General features: G+C 67.4%; 20 protein-coding genes. 16 read left to right on the plus strand and 4 right to left on the minus strand.

Going from position 1 to position 26,473, the window contains the following annotated elements:
* Positions 1-47: 47 nt before the first annotated feature.
* Positions 48-401, plus strand: a complete 354-nt coding sequence (locus B5Y19_RS22695; RefSeq protein WP_055730162.1) for a RidA family protein — start codon at positions 48-50, stop codon at positions 399-401.
* Positions 402-529: 128 nt separating this feature from the next.
* Here the strand turns inward: B5Y19_RS22695 and tagH are convergent, their stop codons facing one another.
* From tagH to B5Y19_RS22710, 3 genes are read right to left on the minus strand one after another with little or no spacing between them, the layout of a single operon-like run.
* Positions 530-1,876 (minus strand): type VI secretion system-associated FHA domain protein TagH, encoded by a 1,347-nt coding sequence (gene tagH / locus B5Y19_RS22700; protein WP_055730161.1) that lies wholly within the window; start codon positions 1,874-1,876, stop codon positions 530-532.
* Between the two features lie 19 nt (positions 1,877-1,895).
* Complete coding sequence (locus B5Y19_RS22705; RefSeq protein WP_055730160.1) at positions 1,896-2,444, minus strand: DUF6931 family protein; 549 nt, start codon at positions 2,442-2,444, stop codon at positions 1,896-1,898.
* A gap of 13 nt (positions 2,445-2,457) precedes the next feature.
* A complete protein-coding gene (locus B5Y19_RS22710) occupies positions 2,458-4,317 on the minus strand; it encodes a type VI secretion system Vgr family protein (protein ID WP_079592152.1) in 1,860 nt (619 codons plus the stop codon).
* Between the two features lie 119 nt (positions 4,318-4,436).
* Here B5Y19_RS22710 and B5Y19_RS22715 point away from each other — a divergent pair, with 119 nt between their 5' ends.
* From B5Y19_RS22715 to tssH, 9 genes are all read left to right on the plus strand, one after another.
* On the plus strand, positions 4,437-4,994 hold the full coding sequence (locus B5Y19_RS22715) for an OmpA family protein (protein ID WP_055730158.1): 558 nt from the start codon (positions 4,437-4,439) through the stop codon (positions 4,992-4,994).
* A 67-nt stretch (positions 4,995-5,061) separates the two neighbouring features.
* Positions 5,062-6,498 carry a type VI secretion system protein TssA gene (locus B5Y19_RS22720; RefSeq protein WP_055730157.1) on the plus strand — a complete coding sequence of 479 codons (1,437 nt, stop codon included), beginning with the start codon at positions 5,062-5,064 and terminating at the stop codon, positions 6,496-6,498.
* Positions 6,499-6,620: 122 nt separating this feature from the next.
* A complete protein-coding gene (gene tssB, locus B5Y19_RS22725) occupies positions 6,621-7,148 on the plus strand; it encodes a type VI secretion system contractile sheath small subunit (RefSeq protein ID WP_055730156.1) in 528 nt (175 codons plus the stop codon).
* 171 nt (positions 7,149-7,319) lie between these two features.
* Positions 7,320-8,825: a type VI secretion system contractile sheath large subunit gene (tssC, locus tag B5Y19_RS22730; protein ID WP_055730155.1), complete on the plus strand. Its 1,506-nt coding sequence runs from the start codon at positions 7,320-7,322 to the stop codon at positions 8,823-8,825.
* Positions 8,826-8,961: 136 nt separating this feature from the next.
* Complete coding sequence (locus B5Y19_RS22735) at positions 8,962-9,447, plus strand: Hcp family type VI secretion system effector (protein ID WP_055730154.1); 486 nt, start codon at positions 8,962-8,964, stop codon at positions 9,445-9,447.
* A gap of 58 nt (positions 9,448-9,505) precedes the next feature.
* Positions 9,506-10,054 carry a type VI secretion system baseplate subunit TssE gene (locus tag B5Y19_RS22740; protein ID WP_244555694.1) on the plus strand — a complete coding sequence of 183 codons (549 nt, stop codon included), beginning with the start codon at positions 9,506-9,508 and terminating at the stop codon, positions 10,052-10,054.
* Positions 10,055-10,058: 4 nt separating this feature from the next.
* Entirely contained in the window at positions 10,059-12,020 is a 1,962-nt protein-coding gene (tssF, locus tag B5Y19_RS22745) for a type VI secretion system baseplate subunit TssF (protein ID WP_055730153.1), read from the plus strand.
* Positions 12,021-12,109: 89 nt separating this feature from the next.
* Positions 12,110-13,099 (plus strand): type VI secretion system baseplate subunit TssG, encoded by a 990-nt coding sequence (tssG, locus tag B5Y19_RS22750; protein WP_139384524.1) that lies wholly within the window; start codon positions 12,110-12,112, stop codon positions 13,097-13,099.
* Between the two features lie 11 nt (positions 13,100-13,110).
* Entirely contained in the window at positions 13,111-15,846 is a 2,736-nt protein-coding gene (gene tssH / locus B5Y19_RS22755) for a type VI secretion system ATPase TssH (protein ID WP_055730152.1), read from the plus strand.
* Between the two features lie 168 nt (positions 15,847-16,014).
* On the opposite strand, the gene glpD is transcribed toward tssH, so the two are convergent.
* Positions 16,015-17,550: a glycerol-3-phosphate dehydrogenase gene (glpD, locus tag B5Y19_RS22760; RefSeq protein WP_055730175.1), complete on the minus strand. Its 1,536-nt coding sequence runs from the start codon at positions 17,548-17,550 to the stop codon at positions 16,015-16,017.
* A 173-nt stretch (positions 17,551-17,723) separates the two neighbouring features.
* On the opposite strand from glpD, the gene B5Y19_RS22765 reads away from it, so the two are divergent.
* The 6 genes from B5Y19_RS22765 to tuf all read left to right on the plus strand — a co-directional run.
* Positions 17,724-19,571 (plus strand): TRAP transporter large permease, encoded by a 1,848-nt coding sequence (locus B5Y19_RS22765; protein ID WP_055730151.1) that lies wholly within the window; start codon positions 17,724-17,726, stop codon positions 19,569-19,571.
* A gap of 75 nt (positions 19,572-19,646) precedes the next feature.
* On the plus strand, positions 19,647-20,921 hold the full coding sequence (pncB, locus tag B5Y19_RS22770; protein WP_055730150.1) for a nicotinate phosphoribosyltransferase: 1,275 nt from the start codon (positions 19,647-19,649) through the stop codon (positions 20,919-20,921).
* Positions 20,922-21,223: 302 nt separating this feature from the next.
* A complete protein-coding gene (locus tag B5Y19_RS22775) occupies positions 21,224-23,218 on the plus strand; it encodes a TonB-dependent siderophore receptor (protein ID WP_176168700.1) in 1,995 nt (664 codons plus the stop codon).
* Complete coding sequence (locus B5Y19_RS22780; protein WP_055730148.1) at positions 23,215-24,453, plus strand: MFS transporter; 1,239 nt, start codon at positions 23,215-23,217, stop codon at positions 24,451-24,453. The genes B5Y19_RS22775 and B5Y19_RS22780 overlap by 4 nt, the downstream gene beginning before the upstream one ends.
* Positions 24,450-25,178 carry a siderophore-iron reductase FhuF gene (gene fhuF / locus B5Y19_RS22785; RefSeq protein WP_055730147.1) on the plus strand — a complete coding sequence of 243 codons (729 nt, stop codon included), beginning with the start codon at positions 24,450-24,452 and terminating at the stop codon, positions 25,176-25,178. The genes B5Y19_RS22780 and fhuF overlap by 4 nt, the downstream gene beginning before the upstream one ends.
* 108 nt (positions 25,179-25,286) lie before the next feature.
* Positions 25,287-26,473, plus strand: a 1,187-nt coding sequence (gene tuf / locus B5Y19_RS22790) for an elongation factor Tu (RefSeq protein WP_079592157.1), incomplete at its 3' end; no start/stop codon positions are given.

Here is a 26,473-nt window from a genome sequence, read left to right on the forward strand (position 1 = left end):
CGGGCGGGTGAAGCGGGGGCTTCCTCCCCAAGTCGACAGGATCCGCCATGACCATCGAACGCATCGGGCTGGCTGCCCGCTACTGCGACGCCGCCATCTTCAACGGCATCGTCTTCCTCGCCGGCCATGTCCCGGAGAAGACCGAAGGCGCTTCGCTGACCGAGCAGACCGAGGAGGTTCTGGCGCTGCTGGAGGACACGCTCGCGCAGGCCGGCAGCAGCAAGGAGCGCATCCTCAGCGTCCAGATCTTCCTGACCGACATCGCCAAGATCGGCGAGATGAACGCGGTCTGGGACAAGTGGGTGGCGAAGGGCCACGCACCGGCCCGCGCCACGGTCGAGGCGAAGCTGGCCTCGCCCGGCTACGGCATCGAGATCACCGCGGTCGCGGCGAAGCGGTAGATTCCGGCGCGCGGCCCAGCGGCATCATGGTCGGGCCTGTCCCGACCATCCATGTCTTTGCCGGGTCAAAGGCGCGTCCAAGACAGGGATGCTCGCCACAGGGGCGAGCATGACGGTGCAAGCGCCCCTTATTTTCCGCCGCGGTCGTAGCATTCGGCGAAATAGATCATGAAGGCGTCGAGCAGGCCGTTTTCGTAAGGGGCGGTCTTGGCCTCCCAGCGGGCGACATAGGCGTCCCACATCTTCGCCTTGCGCGAGCCGATCAGCCCGCCGATGCCGCCCTCCGGCGCGGTGCCCTCGGCGATCGCCTGGGGATCGAGATCCTCCACCAGCATCTTCAAGGCGTGCTGCATGGCCGAATAGGTCTTGATCTGGTGCGCCTTGAGGTCGCGGAAGCTCTCGTCGAAGGCGCGCCTGGCGTCGAGATAGCCGCTGCGCGGCTGGCCGAAGATCAGCTGCAGGGCGTCGTCCACGGTCGGCGAGAACTTCAGCGGGTTGTTATCCTGCGCCTGGATCATCGTTTGGCTGGCGCTGCGGGCGATGCGCTTGGTCTCGGCCCGGGCGGCGAGCAGCGCCTTCAGCTCCTCGGCGATCAGCCGCATGAGCCCGCCGAGCTGCTCGGCGAAGGCGCCCGGATCCTGCGCCGACAGGGATTGCGGCGCGACGCCCGCTCCTTTGGCGAAGCGCTGCATGAAATCGGCGGGAGAGATCGATGACGGCGGCGGCAGCGGTGCGGTATCGGGCACAGGCGCGAAATCGACTACCGGCGGCTGCTGCGGCGATGTTCCGGCCGGAGCCGGCTCCGCCGCGGTCTCGTCCCAGGGGCTTGTCGCCGGGGCGTTCGCAAGCGGGCGGCGCGGTGTCGGGATCGGTACGGCCGGCTCTGCGGCGGAGGGCAGCGGCCTTTGCAGCGGCGCCCAGGCGAAATCCTCCCCCTGCGCCGCGGGGGTAGGCGAGTCCGGTGCGGGCGTTGCCGGTGCGGTGGGGATGTCGGCGGCCCAGTCGATGAAGCTGGCATGGACCGGTTTGGCATGGCCCGGCGGCATCAGGTCGCGGCGGGGGATGGGTGGCGCGGCTTCCTCGCTCGCCTCCCACAGCGCGCCGGGGGCATGGGACGGGGATGCCGAAGGCGGTGGGGCGGCGGCTTGTCCGGCCTCCTCCGCAATGGTCACGGCGATGATGTAGTGGCCGATCTCCAGCCTGTCGCCGTTCTGAAGCCGGTAGGGCGATTGCACGCGATGCTCGCCGCCATTGACGAAGGTGCCGTTGGTCGAGATGTCGCGCAGCCACCAGCCTCCGTCGCGGAAGCGGATCTCGCAATGACGGCCGGAAATGGCGCGGGACGGATCGGGCAGGGCCCAGTCGAGATGCTGGTCGCGGCCGATGTCGAGTCCGCGTCCACCGGCGGTCGTCACGCTGAGCGGGCCGCCATCGGGCAGCGCCGTCTCGTTCTCGATGGTCAGCGTCAGCGGCATGGCTTCTTGCAGCCCCGGTTCAGCGCTTGCCGGTCTCGTCCTCGGTCAAACGAATGCATGCTTCGATACAGTTGCGCAACGCGTTGCCGCGCTCGCGCGACGGCAGGCGGTTGATCGCGTTGAGCACGGCGATGCGCGCCAGCTTGGCGGTGAGGTCCGGCGGGCAGGGCACGGCATGGCTTTCGACCATGCTGCCGCCGGAATAGCCGGCTGCCCAGGCGACCCAGGTGCCGGGGCTGGCGCGGTCGCCGGCCTGGGCGAGCTTCAGCGCTGCGAAGCGCGTGCCGTCGCCGGGCTCGCGCACCCAGGCTTCGGCGGCGGCGAGGCCGGGGTCCTGCGTGCCCTGCGGCTGCATCGCGCGCACGGCCTGGAGCGCCCACCAGACGGCCTCGCGCCGCGGCAGCAGGAAGGCGCAGAAGCCGATGGCCTCCGCCGGGGCCGGCCCCTTGGCGAGCCGGGCGAGGAAGGCCAGCGGGTGCTCGGCGGTCGGCGGCATCGTCACCGCCTCATGCGCCGAGGGAAAGCTCTCGAACACTTCGCGGGCGGTGCTGAAGCGCAGGCGTGACATGCCGGTCGGCTCCTCAGTTGATCGTCACGATGCTGCCCTTGACCACGACGGAGCCGTCGCTGCTCACCTGGGTCAGGCCGACGCTCCTGATGGTGATGCTGGGCGAGGAGATCTCGATGCTGCCGGGCGTCATCCTGATCTTGCTCTCGCCGACCTTGAGGTTGATCTCGGTCAGCGTCTCGACGTCGAGCTTGCCGTTCTCGACATCGAGCTTGTCGTCGCCCTTCTTCAGCGTGGTCTTGCGCGAATAGCCGCCGCCCTGGAAATTCTCGCCGATCTCGCGCGTCTCGATGTTGTTGACCACGACCTCATGGTCCTTTTCGGCGCGCATGCCGAGGACCTCCCGGCCCTTCAGGTCCTCGAACTTGATCTCGTTGTAGCAGTCGGCAAAGCCGACGCCGTCGCTCGATTCCGATTTGAGGCCGGACTGGGTCTTGTTCGCCGGCAGCTCGTAGGGCGGCTTGTGCTGGTCGTTGACGACGGCGCCGACCACGATCGGCAGGTCGGGATTGCCCTCGATATACTCGACGATCACCTCCTGGCCGATGCGCGGGATCACCTGGCCGCCCCAGCCCTTGCCGGCCCAGACCTGCGCGACGCGGGTGCGGCAGGAGGTCGAGCCGTCCTCGCGGTCCCAGTGGAAGCGCAGCCAGACGCGACCGTATTCGTCGACGTCGATGTCGCCTTCCTCGCCCTCGTTGCGTTCGCCCGCGATCTTGGCGGTGTGCGGTCCGTAGACCATGGGGCGCGGGGTCAGGAGCGGCGTCCGGAAGCGCCGGTCGCTCTTCTGGAGCTCGTAGGAGCCGTGATAGAGCCCCTCATCTGGCTGGCCGGAGGAGCGGTAGCTCTGGATGCCGAAGGCGTGGGTCGCGCGGACGACGACATATTCGGCGTTCTCGTCGCCGCAGGAATGCTCGCTGACCTTCATCAGCGCGCCGGGGTAGAGGCTCGGCGCCTCGCCGGCGGCATGGCGGCGGTCGTCCTGCGCCTGCTCGGCCTGGGCCATGACGCGGGCGAAATGCTCGCCCTGGTCGCGCTTCACGTAGGCGGCCGGATAGTCATAGGCCTCGTAGGACTTGGCCTTGGCGAAGCCTTCCTCGGCGCGGGCGGTGAGATCCGATTCCGACTTCTCGAAATCATAGTCCTTGAGCTCGAACTTGCCGGTGCGCAGGCGCCGGATCGTCGCCCATTGGGTGAGGTGCTCGACCTGGGTGCGCGGGAAGCGGCTGCCCGGCGGGACCAAGGCGAAGGTCGAGCTGTCGCCGGCGAAGCTGGCCTCGGCGCTGGCGGTCACGAGGTCATGGGCCGAACGGGAGTCGCAGAGCACCAGCTTGTGGTCGCCGTCGCCGTGCTTGAAATAGTAGTAGATCCCGTATTGCTCCATCAGACGCAGCACGAAGTCGAGATCGGTCTCGCGATACTGCACGCAATAGTCGATCGGCTGCAGCGTCTCGCTGGTGCGATCGTCGAAGCTCGCCGAGCCCTCCTTCCGGAATATCTCCTTGATGATGTCGAGGGCGGTCTTGTTCTTGAAGATCCGGCAGTCGGCCCGCTGCGACAGCAGCCAGAGCCAGGGCTTGAGCGTGAAGCGGTAGATGTGGAGATCGTCCTGCTTGCCGAGCCATTGCGCGTCGACCAGCGTACCGTTCAGGACGCGTTCGCTCCCGTTCTTGAGCGTGAACTTGACCGAGCATTTCTCGCTCATCATCCCTTGCAGGTCGGCATTCTCGGTGTTGCTCGCCGCTTCGATATTATAGGTAAACAATTCGCTCAAAGCTTCGCTGGCTTCGAACTTGATGAGCGCGAATTGATCTTGGCCAGACGGCGTCGTGAATGACGCGGTTCTTTGACCTTGCCCTAGACTGGCAGACATCAATAAAACCTTTCGTCGCTTGAACCTGTTTTCGCCTTGACGCAACAAACAGTGAGAGTCATCGTCGAATTCTTAAGTCTTGACCCGCCGAAGAGGCGCCAGTGATCGGGAGGGTTCCCATGCGCAAGCGGTCCGGTTTCATCGCCTTTGTCGCACTGACCGGCGCTGCGGTTCTCTCTGTGGCCGGGCCGGCCGCGGCGCAGACCTACAAGGCCGAGGACATCGTCAAGCATTTCGGGCCGGCGGCCGCGCCCAAGCCGGGTGTCACGCGCGGCCTGTGCGTCGGCACCGAGGCCGAATGCGCCCGGGCGGGACATGCCGTCGAGATCGTCAAGCCGCCGAGCGCCTTCGACCTCGTGGTGAAATTCAAATACGATTCCGACGTGCTGGAGCCCGAGGCCAAGCTCAATCTCGACGAGTTCGCCAAGGCGCTGAAGGCGCCGCAGCTCTCGGCCCAGACCTTCATGGTCGAGGGCCATACCGACGCGGCTGGCGCGCCCGGCTACAATCTCAACCTGTCGCAGCGCCGCGCCCAGGCCGTGGTCCGCTATCTCGGCCAGCATGGGGTGGAAGCGTCGCGGCTGATCGCGAAGGGCTACGGCCAGAGCCGGCCGATCGCCCCCGATCCGCTCTCCGGCGACAATCGCCGGGTCGAGACCCGGCTGCGCGCCGAGTGAACGGCGCGGCCTGACCGATGCGGCGAAGCGGCCCGTGCCCGGGCCGCCTGTCCTGTGAGCGGGGTGGATGATGGCGGGCCTGAATTTCGCCGAGCTGACGAAGCCCGTTTCGGCCGCCGAGCCCTGCGGGCCGGATCTCGAGGACGACAACGACTTCATGAACGTCACGGCGCGGCTCGAGGTCGCGCTGCCGGCATCGTATTTCCGCCGCGATGATGACGGGAGGCAGGTCGCCTTCGATCGCTCGACCATCGAGTTTCCGGCGGCCTTCGCCGATCTGGGTGGGCTGCTCGAGCGCTCGCGCGACCTGCGGCTCCTCGTGCTCGCGGCGAAGCTGGCCATTCTCAACCGCGACGTCCCGGGGTTCGCGGCCGGCCTCTCAGCCATGGCGGACCTCCTCGGCGAGCGCTGGGGCGAGGTGCATCCGCGCGCGGCGGATGGCGACGTCGTCATGCGCGAAGTGGCGCTCCAGGGGCTCGATGAGCTGGCGACGGTGGTGCTGCCGCTGCAGCATGCGCCGCTCTTCGTCAGCCGCCGGATCGGGCCGTTCGCGTTCCGCAGCCAGCTCGTCGCCAGCGGCGAGACGAGGCTCGTCGAGGGTGAGCAGCATCCCGATGCCGGCGCGATCCAGGCGGCGCTGGGCGAGGTCGAGGTCGAGGAGCTGGTCGCGACGCTCGGCCATGTCAACGCGGCGCGCGACGCGCTCGCCCGGCTGGGTGCGATCTGGCGCGAGAAGGTCGGTGCCGATCATCCGCTCGGCTTTCCGCGCCTGGCGACACTGCTCGACCAGATCGCCACCTTCCTCGACGCTGCGGTGGCACGGCGCGTTCCGGGTCATCAGGCCTCCGGAGCCCAGGCTGCGGCGAGCGGTGCGCCGGCGCCGGCAGCGGGCTCCGCCAGCTTCGGTCCGGGCAGCGTTTCGAACATCCTCCAAGTGAAGGATACGCTGGCTGCCTGCCTCGGCTACTTTCGCAAAACCGAGCCTTCGAGCCCGGCCGTCCTGCTTATCGGGCAGGCGCAGCAGCTGATCGGCAAGTCGTTGATCGAGGTGATCCAGATCATGTTCCCCGAACATGTCGACAAGGCCGTCATCGAGATCGGCGAGGCCCGCCGGTTCCGGCTGCCGCTCGAGCGGCTGCCGGCGCCCGACGGCCTCGATGCCGAGAGCTACGCGGCGGAAGCCGGCGACGCCGATGACGGCGTGGCTCTCGACGAAGAGAGTGGCGAGGCCGGTGCGACGGAGGCCGCCGAGGGCGGCGGCGATGTTGCGGAGGCCGAGGCGGTATCCGCTGTGGAAGCGGGCTCCGGCGGGGCGATGATCGCCAGCCGCGCCGACGCGGTGAACGCGATGCGGGCGGTCGCTAGCTTCTATCGCCTGGCAGAGCCCTCGCATCCGACGCCGCTCCTGATGGACAAGGCCTGCGCCCTGGCGCAGCATGATTTCATGTCGCTTCTCGGCAATATCCTGCCAGATGTCGCGCAGGTTCCAGGGGATGACAGCTAGGGAAATTTTTCGCCGTTGCTTTGAACCTCCCGCGACGCCCGGGAAACTATATCGATGACGGACGAAAACGGATAGGATGTCACGTTACGTCGGCGTGGCACGAATGCAGAGGGGCACGTCACATGGCCGGGGATTCAGGACAGAAGTTCATCCGCCGCAACCGACCGCCTCGGGTGCATATCACCTACGAGGACCCCTACAACGCCGAGCAGAAGATCGAGCTGCCCTTCGTGATGGGCGTGCTGGCGGACCTGTCCGGCAACGCCTCCGCGGTCGAAAAGCCGGATATCAGCCAGCGCAAGTTCCTCGATTTCGACATGGACAATTTCGATCAGCGCATGGCTGCGATCGAGCCCGCCGTCGCCTTCAACGTGCCCAACAAGCTGGGCGGGAACGGCGACGAGAAGCTCTCGGTGGCGCTCAAATTCTCGAAGTTCGAGGATTTCGGCCCGGCTGCCGTCGCCCGCCAGATCCCGGCGACGGCCAAGCTCCTGGAGGCGCGCGAGCAGCTCGCCAACCTGCTGCGCTACATGGACGGCAAGATGGCCGCCAGCGACCAGATCAAGGCGCTTCTCGCCGATCCGCAGCTGATGGCGGCGCTCAAGGACAGGCTCGGCAAGGCCGAACCGTCCGGGGACAAGGCGAACTGAGGGCAGGGCGCGGGCCCGCCGCGAGAGCGTTGTGCGAAAGGCGGGAACCGGTTTCCCGCAGGAGTCAGCCTCTCACGGTGTCGAAACGATCGGGTTCTTCGCATTCGGGCGGTTCCGGCTGAAGGCGAGGCGATCGCGGGTCCGCTGGGCGGTTAAGCGAGCGAGGCGGCAATGGCAGCGGAAGCACAGACCCAGCAGCCCGGGACAGCGGCTGTAGAGACCCGCGAGGTCGACGACTTCTCGGCGATCCTGAAGCAGAGCTTCAAGCCCAAGACGGAGCGGGCGGCGACCGAGGTCGAGAATGCGGTCGCGACCCTGGTCAACCAGGCGCTGGCGGATCAGAGCCTGATCAAGACCGACGTCATCGACACGATCGAGGAGATGATCGCCCGGCTCGATGCCAAGCTCTCCGAGCAGATGAACGAGGTGCTGCACGCGCCCGAATACCAGAAGATCGAGAGCGCTTGGCGCGGGCTCAACTACCTCGTCTTCAACTCCGAGACGGACTCGCAGTTGAAGATCAAGGTGATGAACGTCTCCAAGAACGAGCTCTACCGAAACCTCAAGACCTTCCCCGGTGCGCGCTGGGACCAGAGCCCGCTGTTCAAGCAGGTCTATGAGCAGGAGTTCGGGCAGCTCGGCGGCCAGCCCTTTGGCTGCCTGGTCGGCGACTATCACTTCAGCCATGTGCCGACGGATGTGCAATTGCTGCGCGACCTCTCGAAGGTCGCGGCCGCGGCCCATGCCCCCTTCTTCACCGGGGCGGACCCGATGCTGATGGGCATGGACAGCTGGACAGAGCTGTCGAACCCGCGCGATCTCGGCAAGGTCTTCGATACGCCGGACTACGCCGCCTGGAAGGGCCTGCGCGACGCCGCGGATTCCCGCTTCGTCGGCCTGTGCCTGCCGCGCGTGCTGTCGCGCGTGCCCTACGGCGCCAAGTCCGAACCGGTCGAGGAATTCGCCTTCGAGGAGGACACGGACGGCCACCGGGGCGAGAAATACGCCTGGATGAATGCCGCCTATGCGATGGCGGTCAACATCAACCGCGCCTTCAAGGAATATGGCTGGTGCACGCGCATCCGCGGCGTCCAGTCGGGCGGCGAGGTGCTCAACCTGCCGACCCATACCTTCCCGACCGATGATGGCGGCGTCGATCTGAAATGCCCGACCGAGATCGCGATCAGCGACCGGCGCGAGGCGGAGCTGGCGAAATCCGGCCTGATCCCGCTGATCCACCGCAAGAACACCGACAAGGCGGCCTTCATCGGCGCGCAGTCGCTCTACAAGCCCAAGGCCTATTCCGGGCCGGACGGCGTGGCGGCGACCGCCTCCGACAACCTCTCGGCCCGGCTGCCCTACATGTTCGCGGTCTCGCGCTTCGCGCACTACCTGAAGTGCATGGTTCGCGACAAGATCGGTTCCTACAAGGAAAAGGAGCCGCTGCGACGCTGGCTGCAGGAGTGGATCACCGAATATGTCGACGGCGATCCGATCAATTCCAGCGAGGAGACGAAGGCGCGGCGCCCGCTCTCCGATGCGCGCATCGACGTCTTCGACGACGAGGAGAACCCTGGCTACTATTCGGCCAAGTTCTATCTGCGGCCGCACTTCCAGCTCGAAGGCATGGATATCGGCCTGAGCCTGGTCTCGCGACTGCCGGCTCCCAAGCAGTGACCGTCACCTGATCCGCAGGTGACGGCGACGACGAGGATCCGCGACGCCGGCCGCTCGAACCGGCGCGACAGGAGACGTGTGCCCGCAACCCGCGCGCTGCGGCGGGCGGTCCTGCAACCCCACCCTGGAGGGAAACATGGCTAACGACTTCCTGCTCAAGATCGACGAGATCAAGGGCGAAACCAAGGACAAGACCCACAAGGACACGATCGCGGTCGATTCCTTTTCCTGGGGCATCGCCAATGCCGGCTCCTACGCCTCCAATTCCGGCGGCGGCGCGGGCAAAGCGAGCTTCCAGGACATCCACTTCACCGCGCCGGTGAGCAAGGCCTCGCCGAACCTCGCGATGTTCTGCGCCAGCGGCAAGTACATCAAGAAGGCGGTGCTCTACGTCCGCAAGCAGGGCGACACGCCGCAGGAATACTACACGGTGACGCTCGAGGACCTGCTGGTGTCGAGCTATCAGTCCGGCGACGCGGCGGGCGGCCCCAGCATCCCGACGGACCAGTTCTCGCTGAACTACGCCAAGATCGAGTTCAAGTACCGGCCGCAGAAGGACGATCAGTCGCTCGACTCGGCCGTCGAGATGAAGTGGGACGTCAAGGGCACCTCGAAGGCCTGAAACCGCGCGCCCCGGCCCCGGGATGGAGCCGGGGCGCCCTACCTTCGGACGCCGTGCCATGGTCGATCCCGTCGCGAAGAAGCGGTTGCGGCCGCCTTTGATGTTCGCCTTCCGCGAGGCGCATCTGGAGAAGGATGCGAAGACCGCGCTCGACCTCAGGGACGAGGGCGGCGAGAGGGTGATCGCCCAGCGCCGCTCCGCGCCGCGCGCGGCCATCTCCGAGCCGAAGCTCAGGCGCGAGATCGCGATCGATCTCGAGGCGCTGGTCAACACGGTCAATCTCGCCTCGGCGATGGACCTCTCCGGGATGGAGCATGTCCGGCGCTCGATCCTCAACCATGGCTTCCCGGACATGACGCGGCTGTCGATCGACGAGCACCGCGTCGACGCCATCCGCAGCGACCTGGCCGAGGTGCTGAGCGGCTACGAGCCGCGCCTGATCCGCGACACGATCGCGGTGGTGCGCGACGACACGCTCGACGCCGCCGAGCTCAAGGTGCGCTTCCTCGTGCGGGCGGACCTGAACTGCGAGCCGCTCAACGTGCCGATCCAGTTCGTCGCCGATCTGGAGCTCGATACCGGCAAGATCGCGATCAGGGGGCGGTGAGGCGATGAACCAGGAGTTTCTCGATCTCTACAATCAGGAACTCCGGCTCTTCATGGAGCACAGCAAGGAGTTCGCCGAGGAATATCCGGGCATCGCGGAACGGCTCGGCGGGCTCGTCGGCGAGCGCATGGACCCGATGGTCGGCGGCCTGCTGGAGGGCGCTGCCTTCCTCGCCGCCCGGGTACAGCTCAAGCTCAAGCACGAGTTCCCCGAATTCACGAACAACCTCCTCGAGCAGCTCCTGCCGAACTATCTCGCGCCGACGCCGTCGGCGCTGCTGGCGGGGCTGACGCCGCCTTACTCCGACCCAGGCTTGCGCGAAGGCGTCCGGATTCCGCGCGGCTCCTATATCGACGCCACCTATCTCGAGCGGGACCGGCGCATCGCTTGTCGCTATCGGCTGGGCGCCGACATCACGCTCTGGCCCTTCGAGATCGCGGCGGCCGAGTACATTCCGGCGCCGGGCGGGCTGCAGGCGCTCGGCATCAGGGCCGGGGGCCGCGCGCTGGCTGGCCTGCGCCTGACTCTGACGCATCGCGTCATGGCCGATCCTGCGCAGGAACCTTCGTCGGCCGAGGCGCTCAAGAACCCGGCGAGCTGGTTCGCCGGCTGCCGCACCCGGGAGCTGAGCGTCCATCTGCTGGGTAATGAGGGCGATGCGGTCGCGCTCTACGAGCAACTCTTCGCCAACTGCATCGGCATCCATTTCCGCCATCTCGACGCGTTCGGCGACCCGGTGGTGACGCCGGCCGAGGGCTGCCGATTGGAACAGATCGGCTTCGACGAGGACGAGGCGCTGCTGCCGGCCGATCCGCGCGTGTTCCGCGGCTTCGAGCTGCTGCGGGAACTGTTCTGGTTCCCGCGCAAGTTCCTCGGCTTCCGGCTGGAGGGGCTGGCTGCGGTCATGCCGAAGCTCACCGCCAGGACGGTCGAGGTCGTCTTCGTCTTCGACGAGGTCAATGCCCGGCTGCCGGGCGCGGTGCGCAAGGAGATGTTCGCGCTCTATGCGGCGCCCGCCATCAACCTGTTCGAGAAGACCGCCGACCGCATCCCGGTGAGGACGAACCAGCACGAATTCCATGTCGTGCCCGATCGCAGCCGCGCGCTCGACTACGAGCCGCACAGCATCCTCTCCGTCCATGCGCATTATGTCGGCGGGCGCGAGAAGCAGCCGGTGCACCCGCTCTATTCCTCGCCCGAGGGCGCCTCGCCGGTGCAGGGGCTGCACTACACGCAGCGCCGGCTGCCGCGCCGGCGCTCCTCGGCGGAGCGGCGGCAGGGCCGCGCCTCAGACTACACCGGCACGGAGATGTTCCTGTCGCTGGTCGAGCCGGCGGGCGTGTCGGATTCGGCGTCGGTGGCCGAGCTCAGCGTGCGCGCGCTCTGCTCCAACCGGCATCTGCCCGAGCATCTGCCGACCGGGATCGGCGGTGCCGACTTCAAGCTGATCGACAATGTCTCGCTCGACGTCGCCTGCCTCGCCGGGCCGACGCCGCCGCGCGAGCCGATCGTTTCCCAGCTCAGGCTCCGGGCCGAGACGGCCGCGACCGGCGTCGTCACCTGGCGGCTGATCAACCTGCTGAGCCTCAACCAGCTCGGCCTCGTCCAGCGCGGAGCCGGGCGGAACGGCGAGGCGCTGCGCGAATTGCTCTCGCTCTTCGCCGATCTCGCCGACAGCGCCACCGAACGGCGCATCCGCGGCATCAAGGATGTCGACAGCCGTGTGGTGGTGCGCCGCTTTCCGCAGCGGGCCGGCACGGGCGCTGCGCGCGGCCTGGAGATCACCGTGCTGCTCGACGAGAAGGCGTTCGAAGGCTCCGGGGTCTTCCTGCTCGGAGCGGTGCTCGACCGTTTCTTCGCCGAATACGCGGCGATGAACCATTTCACCCAGACCGTGATCCGCACGGTGGAGCGCGGCGAGGTGATGCGCTTTCCGCCGCGCGCCGGAGCGAGGCGAATCCTGTGACGGACGACGCCGCCACGCCGCTGGAGAAGCCCCCGAGCTACCAGGCGCAGCTCGAAGCCGAGCCCTGGCGCTTCGATTTCTACGCGGTGATGCGCCGGCTGGAGCGTAGCTTCCCCGAGCGGCCGCGCATCGGCGACGTGGCCTCGCGGCAGGAGGAATATGTCGCGCTGGGCGAACCCGCCTTCCTCGACTTTCCCGCATCGACCATCGCCGCAGCGGACCGGGACGGGCAGGGGCGTCTCAGGCTCCTCGTCAAGTTCCTCGGCCTGCTCGGGCCGCAAGGCGCGCTGCCGCTGGCGACGACCGAGGAGAGCTACCATTGGCAGCTCGCGCGCGACGATGCCTTTCCGCGCTTCCTCGACATCTTCAACCACCGCTTCCTGCAGCTGTTCTACCGGGCCTGGGCGGATTCCCGGCCTATCGTCCAGCATGACCGGCCGGAGCGCGATCGCTTCGCCGCCTATCTCGGCAGCATGATCGGGGTCGGTTCCCGGCCCTATCTCGACCGCGACAGCGTGCCCGATGCCGAGAAGCTCGCTTATGCTGGGCTGATCGGTGCACAGGCGAAATCGGCCTCGCGGCTCGGGCGCTTCCTCGCCGGGTTGTTCGAGGCCGAGGTCGAGATCGAGCAGTTCGTCGGCATGCGCCTCGTCTTCGATCCGGCCGACCGGACGCGGCTCGGGGCGGCGCATTGCAGGCTCGGCGGCGACGCGCTGCTCGGCGCCAGCGTCTACAGCGTCGAGGACAAGTTCCGGGTGAAGATCGTGGCTGGCGACCTCGGCGAATTCGAGCGCTTCCTGCCGGATGGCGATCGCTGCGAGCCGCTGGCCGATGCGGTATTCTTCCATCTCGGCGCGCAGTTCGAATGGGAGGTCGAGCTCGCGCTGCCGGTCGGCGAGGTCAGGCCGGTCCGGCTCGGCCAGTCCGGCCATCTCGGCTGGACGAGCTGGATGGCGCCGAACTGGAATGTCGAGCCTGGCGCGCTGCGCCGCGACGCCCGCTTCCATCCCGCCGAGAGCCTGCGCCTGAAGCGGAGCCGCGCCGCTGCGGCGGCCGGGCCGCGCGCATCCGGACAGTGAAGGGGACGACCATGCCCGACATCAGCCTCGAAGCCGTCACGGGCAAGCTCAACCGGGTCGGTTACGACAGCTTCCTTCAAGCGCTCAGGCAGGCCAAGGGGGCAGGCAACCGTAATGTCGAACTGGCCCATTGGCTCCTGCAGATCCTGCAGGGCGGCGCCAACGACCTGACCCTGACCGCCGACTATTTCAAGCTCGACCGGGCCAGGCTGCTGATGGATCTCGGCGGCGTCGTCGAGGGCTTCCGCAAGAACGAGACGGAGATGCCGGGCATCGCCAACCCTATCGTCGATATCCTCGACCGTGGCTGGCACTATGCGACGCTGTTCTTCGGCGAGACGCAGATCAGGACCGGCCACCTGCTGGTCGCTGCGCTGAAGTCGAACGATCTGCGTCGGGCGCTGGCGGGGCTGTCCAAGGAGCTCGTCAGGATCCCGGTCGACGAACTCGCCGCCGGCTACGGCAAGATCTGGCAGGGCTCGGAAGAGGACAATCTGCGGCCGATGGACGGCTCGGGGCTGCGCGCCACCGGCACGCCGGGCGCGGAGCAGGCCGAAGGGCCGAAGGGCACGACCGCGCTCGACCGCTTCTCGCAGGACCTGACGGTCAAGGCGCGCTCAGGCACGATGGACCCGATCCTCGGTCGCGACGAGGAGATCCGCCAGGTCATCGACGTGCTGATGCGCCGGCGCCAGAACAACCCGATCCTCACCGGCGAGGCCGGCGTCGGCAAGACCGCCATCGCGGAGGGCTTCGCCCAGCGTGTCGCGGCGGGCGACGTGCCGCCTCCGCTCAAGGGTGTCAGGGTCTGCGCGCTCGATATCGGCCTGATGCAGGCCGGCGCCTCGATGAAGGGTGAATTCGAGCAGCGGCTGCGTTCTGTCATCGACGAGGTGCAATCCTCGCCGACGCCGGTGATCCTGTTCATCGACGAGGCGCATACGCTGATCGGCGCCGGTGGGCAGGCCGGCACGGGCGATGCCGCCAATCTGCTGAAGCCGGCGCTGGCACGCGGCACCTTACGCACCATCGCGGCGACGACATGGTCGGAATACCGGCAGTATTTCGAGAAGGACCCGGCGCTGACCCGGCGCTTCCAGCCGGTGCAGGTCGACGAGCCCGACGTCGCGCGCTGCTGCACCATGCTGCGCGGGCTGATCGGCCCGATGGAGAAGCACCACAAGGTCCGCATCTCGGACGCGGCGATCGTCGCGGCGGTCTCGCTTTCGCATCGCTACATCCCGGCGCGGCAGCTTCCCGACAAGGCGGTGAGCCTGCTCGACACGGCCTGCGCCCGCGTCGCCATCAGCCAGAGCGCGATCCCGGCCGCGATCGAGGATGCGCGCGTCGCGATCGCGGCGCTGGAGCAGGAGAAGGCGGCGCTGACGGCGGATGCCGATCTCGGCACCGACAGCGCCAAGCGTCTCGGCGAGATCGAGGCCGAGATTACTGAGCGGCAGGAGAAGCTTGCTGCGCTCGAAAGCGCCTGGGCGGGCGAACTCGCCATCGTCGAGGAGATCAAGGCACTGCGCGCCAAGCTCGGCGAGAAGGCGCCGGGCGGGGAGGCGAAAAAGGAAGCCGCCAAGCAGGAGGCGAACGAGAATGTCGCGCCTGCGCCGGCTGAAGCGGGCGCGCCTGCTGCCGAACCCAGCATCGATCCCGAAGAGGCTCGCGCCGCGCTCAACGCCAAATTCGCGGCACTTGGCGAGATCGATCCCGCCAGCCGGATGATCTATGCCCATGTCGACGAGCAGTCGGTGGCTTCGGTCGTCTCGGACTGGACCGGCATCCCGGTCGGCCGGATGGTCAAGGACGAGATCGAGACGGTGCTCAACCTCGCCGAGACGCTGAACAAGCGCGTGGTCGGGCAGGGGCACGGCATCGGCATGATCGCCAAACGCATCGAGACCAACCGCGCCAGGCTCGACAATCCGAACAAGCCGATCGGTGTGTTCATGCTCTGCGGCCCGTCCGGCGTCGGCAAGACCGAGACGGCACTGGCGCTGGCGGAGGCGCTCTATGGCGGCGAGCAGAACGTCATCACCATCAACATGAATGAGTTCCAGGAGGCGCACACCGTCTCGACGCTGAAGGGCGCGCCTCCCGGCTATGTCGGCTATGGCGAGGGCGGGCGCCTGACCGAGGCGGTCAGGCGCAAGCCCTATTCGGTGGTGCTGCTCGACGAGGTCGAGAAGGCCCATCCCGACGTGCACGAGCTGTTCTTCCAGGTCTTCGACAAGGGCCAGATGGAGGACGGCACGGGCCGGCGCATCGACTTCAAGAACACGCTGATCATCCTGACTTCGAATGTCGGCACCGACGAGATCATGAGTATGTCCGCGAACGGTGCGGCCAAGCCCGATCCGGAGAAGATGGCGGTGGCGCTGCGCCCGGCGCTGCTCAAGGTCTTCCCGCCCGCGCTGATCGGCCGGCTGGTGACGATTCCCTACTACCCGCTCTCGCCCGACATGCTCGGCGGCATCGTGCGACTCCAGCTCGGGCGCATCGGCAAGCGGTTGGCGGAGAACCACAAGGCCGCCTTCGTCTATGACGACGCGGTGGTCGAGCACATCGTCGGCCAGTGCAACGACCCGGATTCGGGCGGGCGCATGATCGACAACATCATCACCAATTCGATGCTGCCGGCGCTCTCGCGCGCGATCCTCAACCTGCAGCTGGAGAAGAAGCCACTGACCGAGGCCAAGGTCTCGGTCGAGGACGGGGGCTTCGCCTACCGGGTGGCGTGAGGGGCGTTACAGCCAAGTCGTCATGCTCGCCCTTGTGGCGAGCATCCACGGCTTGAACGCCACAGGCACCGGGAAAGACGTGGCTGGCCGGGACAAGCCCGACGATGACGGACATACGGGTCCTTGCCGGTCCCAAGCCTGTTGCTTCGCAGTTCTTCGGGGTAGCGCTCAGGCCTGCTGCATGAAGTCGTCGAGTGCCTCGCGTTCCTGCGGCGTCAGCCGCAGGCCGAGCTTGCTGCGCCGCCAGAGCACATCCTCGGCCCGGCGCGCCCATTCGTTGCGCATGAGGTAACGGACCTCGCTTTCGTAGAGGTCGGCGCCGAAATGACGGCCGAGATCGGTGGGGCTCCTTGCCCCGGCGAGGATGTCGTGGGCGCGTGTGCCGTAGCTGCGCGCGAGCCGTGTCGCGGCCCGGCGTTCCAGCCAGGGGCAGGTGGCGGTGATCTCATCGACGAGCCTGTCGAAGCCACCGACCGGGAAATCGCCGCCGGGCAGGGCGCCGGTCATCGTCCAGGCGGCGCGGGCCGCCCAGGGCGCATGCGGCGCGAGCTTGGCGAGGGCGGACTCGGCGAGGCGGCGATAGGTGGTGATCTTGCCGCCGAAGACGGAGAGCAGCGGCGCCGAGCCCTCCGGCGCATCGAGCGTCAGCACGTAGTCGCGGGTCGCCTCCTGCGCCTTCGAAGCGCCGTCGTCATAGAGCGGGCGCACGCCGGAATAGGTCCAGACCACGGATTCCGGCGTCACCGGCTGGCGGAAATATTCGCTCGCCGCGGCGCAGAGATAGGCGATCTCCTCGGGCGTCGCCGCCACCTCGGCCGGGTCGCCGTGATAGTCGCGGTCGGTGGTGCCGATCAGGGTGAAATCCTGTTCGTAGGGGATGGCGAAGACGATGCGGCCGTCCGCATTCTGGAAGATGTAGCAGCGGTCGTGCTCGTAGAGCCTGGGCACGACGATGTGGCTGCCCTGGACCATGCGGACGCCGGCCCGGGCATTGGTGTGGATCACCCCGCTCAGCACCTCGCCGACCCAGGGGCCGGCAGCGTTGACCAGCGCCTTCGCCCAGACCGTGCGCCTGCCCTCCGGCCCCTCCGTCTCGAGACGCCAGAGGCCGTTCTCGCGATGCGCCGCGGCGACGCGGGTGCGGGTGTGGATCGCGGTGCCGCGCACGGCGGCGTCCATGGCGTTGAGCACGACGAGCCGGGCGTCCTCGACCCAGCAGTCGGAGTATTCGAACGCCTTGGCCTGGTTGTCCTTGAGTGGTTTGCCCGCAGCATCATGCGCCAGATCGAGCGTGCGCGTGGCGGGAAGCAGCTTGCGGCCGCCGATATGGTCGTAGAGGAACAGGCCCAGCCGCAGCAGCCAGGCCGGGCGCAGGCCCTTGTGATGCGGCAGCACGAAGCGCAGCGGCCGGATGATGTGCGGTGCGATGGCCCAAAGCCGCTCGCGCTCCATCAGCGCCTCGCGCACCAGCCGGAACTCGTAATATTCGAGATAGCGCAGCCCGCCATGGATCAGCTTGGTCGAGCGCGAGGAGGTGGCGCTGGCGAGGTCGTCCTTCTCGAACAGGACGACGGAGGCACCGCGCCCGGCGGCGTCGCGGGCGATGCCGCAGCCATTGATGCCGCCGCCGATGACGGCGAGGTCGTAGGCGGAACCGGGATCCACGCCGAAGCCGGCGGTAGGCGAAGTGGTTTCGGAAGCCATGCTCGTCTTCTGGGAAGCCTGGGCGCTGATCGGCAATGGCGCCATCCAAGACTGGCCGCGTCGGCACCACAAGCCCGCTCCTGTCGGCAATTCATGGGTGATGTCAATTCCGGCCGCTTGACGCCGGGCGTCCGAAGCCGGAACTGGGCTGCGAGGCTGAGCGTAGCGGCAGGATGACCGAGACAGAGAAAAACCGCGCCGGGCGGGCGGTGGCACGGGCGGAAGCCGCCTTGCGCAACGGGCTGGAGCTGGTCGGCGCCGCCATCCTGTCGCTGCTCTTCGCCGTGGTGATGGCCGCGGTGCTGCGGCGCTACCTGTTCGGCGGCGGCTTCGTCTGGTCGGACGAACTCGCGATCTGGCTGCATCTGGCGCTGATCGCCGTCGGCGCGCCGCTGGCGGTGACCGGCACGCTGGCGATGCGGCTCGACGTGCTGGTCAGGCTGCTGCCCGCGCCGCTCCGGAAGGCGGCAGAGCTTCTCGCCGACGCGATCGCGTTCCATGGCGCATTCGTGCTGGCCGGTGGCGGCCTGAATGTCGCGCTGCTCGTCGGCGGTCAATCGACCGTGCTCGGTTTGCCCGAGGCGTTGCGCTTCGCGGTCTTCGCCTGCGGCGGCGGGCTGACGGCCCTGGCGCTGCTCCTGCGCGCCGGCCGCGAACGCGGCTGGGCCGGCGCGGGCGCCTCGCTGGTACTGGGAGCGGCCCTTTACGGACTGGCGCAGCTCTCCGTCGATTTCTTCCCGACGCCGAGCCTCGTCGCGGCGCTGGTCGCCGGAGCGGGGCTGCTGCTCGGCGCGCCGCTGCCCTTCGCGTTGCTGGCCGGGGTTTCGCTGACCGGGCCCTTCGGCGGATTGCTGCCGGAACCAGCGATCGTGCAAACCATGGTCGGTGGCGTCGGCAAATTCCTGCTGCTGGCCATTCCCTTCTTCCTGCTCGCCGGAGAGTTGTTGACGGAGGGCGGGTTGGCGGAGCGGCTGATCCGCTTCGCCGCGACGCTGGTCGGGCATTGGCGGGCCGGGTTGGCGCAGACGGCGCTCGTCGCCAGCGTGCTGTTCTCGGGCGCGTCCGGCTCTTCGGTCGCGAACGCGGCGTTCGGCGCCAAGGTGATGGCGCCGACCCTGGTGTCACGTGGCTATCCGCCGGCGAACGCGGCGGCGATCGTTGCCGGCGTCTCGATGCTGGACAACATCATCCCGCCCTCGATCGCCTTCCTGATCCTGGCGAGCGCGACCAATCTCTCGGTCGGCTCGCTGCTGGTCGGCGGTTTTGTCGCCGGCGGCGTGCTGGCGCTGGCGCTCGCCATCGGAATCCATCTGAGCGTGCGCGGCGTCGTCGACGCGGCGCCGAAGGCGAGCGCGGCCGAGCGGGGCAGGGCGCTGGTCGGCGCCATCCCTGCGATCGGGCTCGGCATCGTCGTGGTCGTCGGCATCCGCTTCGGCGTGGTGACGGTAACGGAAGCCTCGGCGCTCGCTGTCGCCTATGCCGTCATTGCCTGCCTCGCGCTGCGCAGCCTGAACGGGCGCGGCGTGTTGGCGGCCTTGCGCAAATCGGCAGCGGAGGCGGCGGCGATCGGCCTGCTGATCGGCGCCTCCGCGCCCTTCGCCTTCCTGCTCGCGGTCGATCGGGTCTCCGAGCAGATGGCCGGGCTCGTCACCCTGTTCGGCGCCGGGCCCTATGCGGTGATGCTGCTGGCCAACCTCGTGCTGCTGGTGGCCGGACTCTTCCTCGATATCGGCGCGGCGATCCTGCTGCTCGCGCCGCTACTGCTGCCGGTGGCGGTGGCGGCGGGGCTCGATCCGATCCAGTTCGGCGTCGTGCTCGTCGTCAACCTGATGATCCACGGGCTGACGCCGCCGCTCGGCATCCTCGTCTATGTCGTCAGCGGCATCATGCGCGTGCCGGCGGGCGCAGTTTTCCGGGCAGTGCTGCCGCTGCTCGGCGTGCTGCTCGCCGCCCTCATGGTCCTGTCGCTGGGCATGGCTGCGTGGCCCGCGCTTGCGCCGGCGCTCAAGGCGCTGTTCTGATGCGCGCTTCTTCGCCCGGCGCCCGCGCCGTCTCGTCGCCTCCGTCGTGAGCCTGCCCCGGACCTGAATGCCGTCATGATCTTCACCGACATCGCGACGCGGACCTACAACCATGGCTGGCGGCTCGACCCGATCATCCGCAGCCTGCTCGATACCGATTTCTACAAGCTGCTGATGCTGCAGATGATCCGGGCCTTCCATCCGGACGTCCAGGTCACCTTCTCGCTGATCAACCGCTCGAAGCACATCCGCCTCGCCGACATCGTCGACGAGGGCGAGCTCAGGGCGCAGCTCGACCATGCCCGCTCGCTGCGCTTCACCAAGAACGAGCTGATCTGGCTGGCGGGCAACAGCTTCTACGGCAAGACGCAGATGTTCTCGCCGGATTTCATGGGCTGGCTCGCCGATTTCCAGCTGCCCGAATACGATCTGCGCCGGGTCGACGGGCAGTACGAGCTGCATTTCGAAGGACCCTGGACCCACACGACGATGTGGGAGGTGCCGGCGCTCGCCATCATCAACGAGCTGCGCGCCCGCCGGGTCATGCTCGGCCAGAAGCGCTTCTCGCTCGACGTGCTCTATGCCCGCGCCAAGGCCAAGATGTGGGGCAAGGTCGAGCGGCTGCAGAAGCTGCCCAATCTCAAGCTTTCCGATTTCGGCACGCGCCGGCGCCACGGCCATCTCTGGCAGCGCTGGTGCGTCGAGGCGTTGAAGGAGGGTTTAGGGCCGGCCTTCACCGGCACCTCCAACGTGCTGCTCGCCATGGATGCCGATCTCGAGGCGATCGGGACGAATGCGCATGAGCTGCCGATGGTGCTGGCGGCGCTTGCCGATTCGGATGAGGAGCTGCTGCGCGCGCCCTACCGGGTGCTCGACGAATGGCGCCAGGTCTATGGCGGCAACCTCTTGATCGCGCTGCCGGACGCCTTCGGTTCGCAGAGCTTCCTGCGCCATGCGCCGGACTGGGTCGCCGACTGGACCGGCTTCCGCCCCGACAGCGCTCCGCCGATTCCGGCCGGCGAGACCATCATGGCGTGGTGGCGCGAGCGCGGGCAGGACCCGCGCGAGAAGATGCTGGTCTTCTCCGACGGGCTGGATGTCGATGCGATCGAGCGCGTCTACCGCCATTTCGACGGCAAGGTCCGCATGGCCTTCGGCTGGGGCACGGACCTGACCAACGATCTCGTCGGCTGCTCGCCGGATGGCTCGCGCGCGCTCGATCCGATGTCGCTGGTCTGCAAGGTCACCAAGGCGAATGGCCGGCCGGCGGTGAAGCTCTCCGACAATCCCGAGAAGGTCTCCGGGGATCCGAAGGCGGTCGAGCGTTATCGGCGGGTCTTCGGGGGATAGCCGCGACGGTGTTGCCGACGCCGATTCTGTCTGGTGAGTGAATCTGACGTTAAGTCAGCAGTTGCTCCGTGATTTTGATTTATTGCAATCTGAAATTTAGTTTTGCATTGAAGTAATTGTCTATTGTTGCTTGCGGGTTGTTTTCGGGAATTGTTGTTTGCTACTGCACGTGACGTCATTCGACTTGGGGACGTTTCGTGTTTTGCCGATCTGCTTTGCTCGCATCCGCCGCGCTGGCGATCCTGCCTTCGTCTGCTTGGGCCCAGGTGGAGACACCTCGCTCCGTCCAGCTTGATGAAATCGTGGTCGAGGGAGCAGGCGGCGGCGGTCCGATCACCGCCAATGGCTATGTCGCCACCGCCACGACCAGTGGCACCAAGACCAATACGCCGATCCTGGAGATTCCCCAGTCGATCTCGACGGTGACGCAGGCGCAGCTCGAACAGCGCAAACCACAGAATCTGCTCGACGCATTGTCCTATACGCCCGGTGCCCGCGTCGGCACCTACGGTTTCGATCCGCGCTACGACGCCTTCACCATCCGCGGCGTCGACGTGACCCAGAATGCCGTCTTCCGCGACGGCCTGCGCCAGATCAACAGCCCGAACGGCCTGTTTCGGCTGGAGCCCTACGGGCTGGAGGCGATCAACGTACTGCGCGGACCGTCGAGCGCGATCTACGGCGCAAGCACCTCGGCCGGCATCGTCGATCTGATCTCGAAGCGGCCGGCCGAAACCCCGTTCCGCGAGATCGAGATCCAGGGAGGCTCCTTCGGCCGCAAGCAGTTCAATTTCGACCTCTCCGGTCCGGCCAATCCCGAGAAGACCCTGTTCTATCGGCTGACCGGCCTGGTGCGCGATGCCGACAACCAGATCAGCGCCATCAAGGACGACCGGGTCTTCATCGCTCCGGCCATCACCTGGAAGCCGAACGAGGCGACCAAACTGACGCTGCTGGCCGAGTACATGGATTCGACGACCGGCGGCACTGCGGCCTATGTCAACGAATACGGGCCCTATATCGATCGCAGCGGCAACCTGCTCTACAAGTCGATCGGCGCGACCAAGGTCTTCGGTGGCGACAAGCGCTACAATGATTTCCGCCAGCAGCAGGGGCGGATCGGCTACGAATTCGAACACGCCTTCAGCGAGATCTTCACGCTGCGCCAGCGGGTTCGCTACTCGGCGCTGGCGACCAACCAGCAATATGTCTATCTCGCCGATCCTGGGTTGACGCGCGAGCGCACGCAGGGGCTTTCGGTCGATACCAACATAGAGGCGAAGTTCGACACCGGCCCGGTCTCGCACCGGATGCTGGCAGGCGTCGATTTCAGCTGGCTGCACTATCGCGGAAAGGAAGGCTTCGGCGGGGTGCCGCTGGGCTACAACGCGACGCTCGGCTATCGCACGGCGCAAAGCCAGACGCTGTTCGGCATCTATGCGCAGGACCAGATCAGCTGGCAGAATTGGCGCCTGACGCTCGGCGGCCGCCACGACTGGTTCTCCAGCCGCTTCGAGGCCGGGGCCGCCGGGGCCTTACCCACCGAAACCAAGCAGAAGGACGCCCATTCGACCGGCCGTGTCGCGCTGAGCTACGTCACCAGCTTCGGTCTTGCGCCCTATGTCAGCTATGCGACGTCCTTCGTGCCGAACTCCGGCACGGTGTTGTCGGGTGCGGTCGCGGTGCCGACGACCGGCGAGCAGGTCGAGGCGGGCGTCAAATACGACCTGCCCGGCCAAAATGCCTCGCTGCGCGCCGCCGCGTACGAGCTGCGCCAGAACAATGCCGTCGTCTACGAGGTGATCAACGGCTTCAACCGACAGGTCCAGCTCGACATGCGCTCGCGCGGCTTCGAGATCGAAGGCGTCGCTTCGCTGGCGAATGGCCTGAGCATCCAGGCATCTTATTCGTACAACGACGCGCGCATCCTCAAGCTGACGCCGGAAACCGAAGGCAACCGGCTGACCAGCATTCCCTATCACACGGCTTCGCTCTGGCTCGACTATGCGGTCCAGGGCGGCCCGATGCATGGCCTCGGCATCGGCGGCGGCGTCCGCTATGTCGGAGCCAGCCTCGGCGACAACCTCAATCGTTCGATCCTCGACAACAAGCCGCGTACCCTGGTCGATGCCGCGCTGCGCTACGATCTCGAGAAACTCGATCCGCGGCTGAAGGGCATGCGCGTCCAGGTCAATGCGACGAACCTGCTCGACAAGGTCGAGCAGACCTGCACGGCCGGCTTCTGCTACTTCGACGAGGGGCGCAAGGTCATCGCCAGCCTGCGCTATCGCTGGTGAGCGAGGCAGCAGCCGGACGGCCGGCTCTGTCGCGGCGAAATTCCGCCTGGCTGACCATCGCGGCGCTGGCCGGTCTCTACACCGGTCAGAGCATCCTGGGCGGCATCGCCTTCCTGGCGCTGCCGAGCGTCCTGCGCGAACGCGGGCTGCCGCTCGACGCCATCGGCTTGATCTATCTGATCAGCCTACCCTGGGCGCTGAAGATCGCCTGGTCCGCCGCCGTGGAACGCTACCGCCTGCCGCCGACGGGGCCGACGCGTTCGCGCCTGATCGTCTTCGCCTGTGGCCTGTTCACGCTGGCGGGGCTGGTTGCGGTCGCGATCGCCGGGCCGGAGAGATGGCATCTGGTGCTGGCGATCTTCATCGCGGTCGCCTTCGCCGCCGCGACCGCGGATATCGCCTGCGACGGCCATGCGGTCGAAACGCTTGCCAAAGCCCATCATGGCTGGGGCAATGCGGCCCAGGTCGGCGGTGCCTATCTTGGTTCGGCATTGGGCTCGGGGCTTTTCCTCGTCCTGGTTGCGCGAATCGACTGGGCCGGCGCGACCTTGGCAGCGGCGGGGCTGTTCGGCCTGTTGATGCTGCCGTTCCTGGTGTCGAAGCCGGCGCCGTCGCCGGGACTGCGGACGCATCAGCCTTCGCTGAAGGCTGCCTTCGCCCGGCCGCGCCTGCGGAGTGGGCTCTGGCTCGCGGCACTCTATGTCGCCGCGCAGAAATGGGGCGTCGGGATGTTGCCGCCGATGCTGGTCGATGCCGGGCTCGACCTCGAGACGCTCGGCGCGATCAACGGGCTCGGCGGGCTCGCCGTCGGTCTCGGCTTCGCCCTGCTTGGCGGCGGCGCGGTGAGGCTGTGGGGCGCGCGGACCGTCATGGTGGCCGCGCTGCTGTTGCAGGCCGGCGCGCTCGCGCTGCTGGCCACGGCGATCGGGCAGGGCGGGAGCTCGCCGCTGCTGCTCGCAGGCCTCGCTTTGGCGAGCTCCTCCGGGATCATGGCGCTCGGCTTCGTCGCGCTCTATGCGCGCTTCATGGCGATTGCCGATCCCCGCCAGGCAGGCGTCGACTTCACGCTGCTGCAGGGCACGGATTCGATCGTCAGCATGGTTGGCGGGCTCGGCGCCGGCTGGGTGGCGCAACATTTCGGCTACACGCCCTATCTTGCGGGCGCGGCAGGGCTTGCCCTGCTCGCAGCGCCGCTGGCGGCCTGGTTGACCGTCTCCGATCGGGGCGAGGAATGAATCCGCCGGAGCTGGAAGGCTGCTTCACCGGCACCTTCGCCTATCTGGCCGGGGCTGTGCGACGCTGCGACGAAGCGGAGGGGCTTGCCGGCGCGAGGCTGTTGGACGGGGCGATGCTGGACGGATTGCTCCTGCGCTTTGCCGAGCGGTATCCGGGCGGAGAGCACCGGGCGCTCGTTTCGATGTGGAGCCAATGGCATTTCGCCGCCGTGGTGATCCCGGCCGTCGCGGCAATCCTGCTTGCCCGACGAGAGCTGCCGGTCGCGTTGCCGGAGGCGCGCTTCGCACTGCATGACGACGGCCGCACCGCCGCGATCCTGCTGAGCCCTGGCCTGGAACTCGCCCAGGCAGACCGTCGGGGCCGGTTCGATACGCTGGTTCAGGGCCACCTCGTTCCCCTGATCCGGCTGCTCGCCACCCATTTCCCGGTTTCCCCAAGATTGATCTGGGCCAATGCCGCCGTGCGCTTCGCCTGGGCCGTGCAACAATGCGCCGCGCGGCCCGAGGCCGATCGCGACGGGGTCGCCGAGGCGGAAGAACTGCTGACGACGGCCTTGACGCCGGCCGGGGCGCGCAACCCGCTGCACGACGCGCTGCGGCCTTCTCCGCTCGTCGCCATCGAAGCGTGCCAGCGCCGGGTCTGCTGCCTGCGCTACCTGCTGCCCGGCGTGGCCGATTGCGGTTCGCTCTGCCCGCTGCCTCCGGCACGGCGTGCCCGGGGTTGACGGCCCCCTGCGGCCGCTCGAGCAGGGAACCTTGCATCCCGCTTCAAAAACCCCTAATGCGACCCCGTTTCAAGGCCCCGGAGGGCCGCCTTCGAGGACAAGGGTGTCATGGCCAAAGAGAAGTTTTCGCGGACGAAGCCGCACTGCAACATTGGAACGATTGGTCACGTTGACCATGGCAAGACGTCGTTGACGGCTGCGATCACGAAGGTTCTGGCGGAGTCTGGCGGCGCGTCGTTCACGGCGTATGACCAGATCGACAAGGCGCCGGAAGAGAAGGCCCGCGGCATCACGATCTCGACGGCGCACGTCGAGTACGAGACGCCGAACCGTCACTATGCGCATGTCGACTGCCCCGGCCACGCCGACTACGTGAAGAACATGATCACGGGCGCGGCGCAGATGGACGGCGCGATCCTGGTGGTTTCGGCCGCCGACGGCCCGATGCCGCAGACCCGCGAGCACATCCTGCTGGCGCGCCAGGTCGGCGTTCCCGCGCTGGTGGTGTTCATGAACAAGGTCGATCTCGTCGACGACGCCGAGCTGCTCGAGCTGGTCGAGATGGAGATCCGCGAGCTGCTGTCGAAGTACGACTTCCCCGGCGACGACATCCCGATCACCAAGGGCTCGGCCAAGGCCGCTCTCGACAACGTCACGCCGGAAATCGGCCATGACGCGGTGATCGCGCTGATGAAGACGGTCGACGAGTACATCCCGCAGCCGGAGCGCCCGATCGACCAGCCGTTCCTGATGCCGGTCGAGGACGTGTTCTCGATCTCGGGCCGTGGCACGGTGGTGACCGGCCGCGTCGAGCGCGGCATCGTCAAGGTCGGCGAGGAAATCGAGATCGTCGGCCTGAAGGACACCGTGAAGACGACGGTGACGGGCGTCGAGATGTTCCGCAAGCTGCTGGACCAGGGCCAGGCTGGCGACAACATCGGCGCGCTGCTGCGCGGCACGAAGCGCGAGGACGTCGAGCGCGGCCAGGTGCTGTGCAAGCCGGGCTCGGTGAAGCCGCACACGAAGTTCAAGGCCGAGGCCTACATCCTGACGAAGGAAGAGGGTGGCCGTCACACGCCGTTCTTCACCAACTACCGCCCGCAGTTCTACTTCCGCACGACGGACGTGACCGGCGTGGTGACCCTGCCCGAGGGCACGGAGATGGTGATGCCGGGCGACAACATCTCGATGGAGGTGACGCTGATCGCCCCGATCGCGATGGAAGAGAAGCTGCGCTTCGCCATCCGCGAAGGCGGCCGCACCGTCGGCGCCGGCGTCGTCGCCTCGATCATCGC

This window comes from Allobosea thiooxidans (genome assembly GCF_900168195.1).
GTDB classification, from domain to species: domain Bacteria; phylum Pseudomonadota; class Alphaproteobacteria; order Rhizobiales; family Beijerinckiaceae; genus Allobosea; species Allobosea thiooxidans.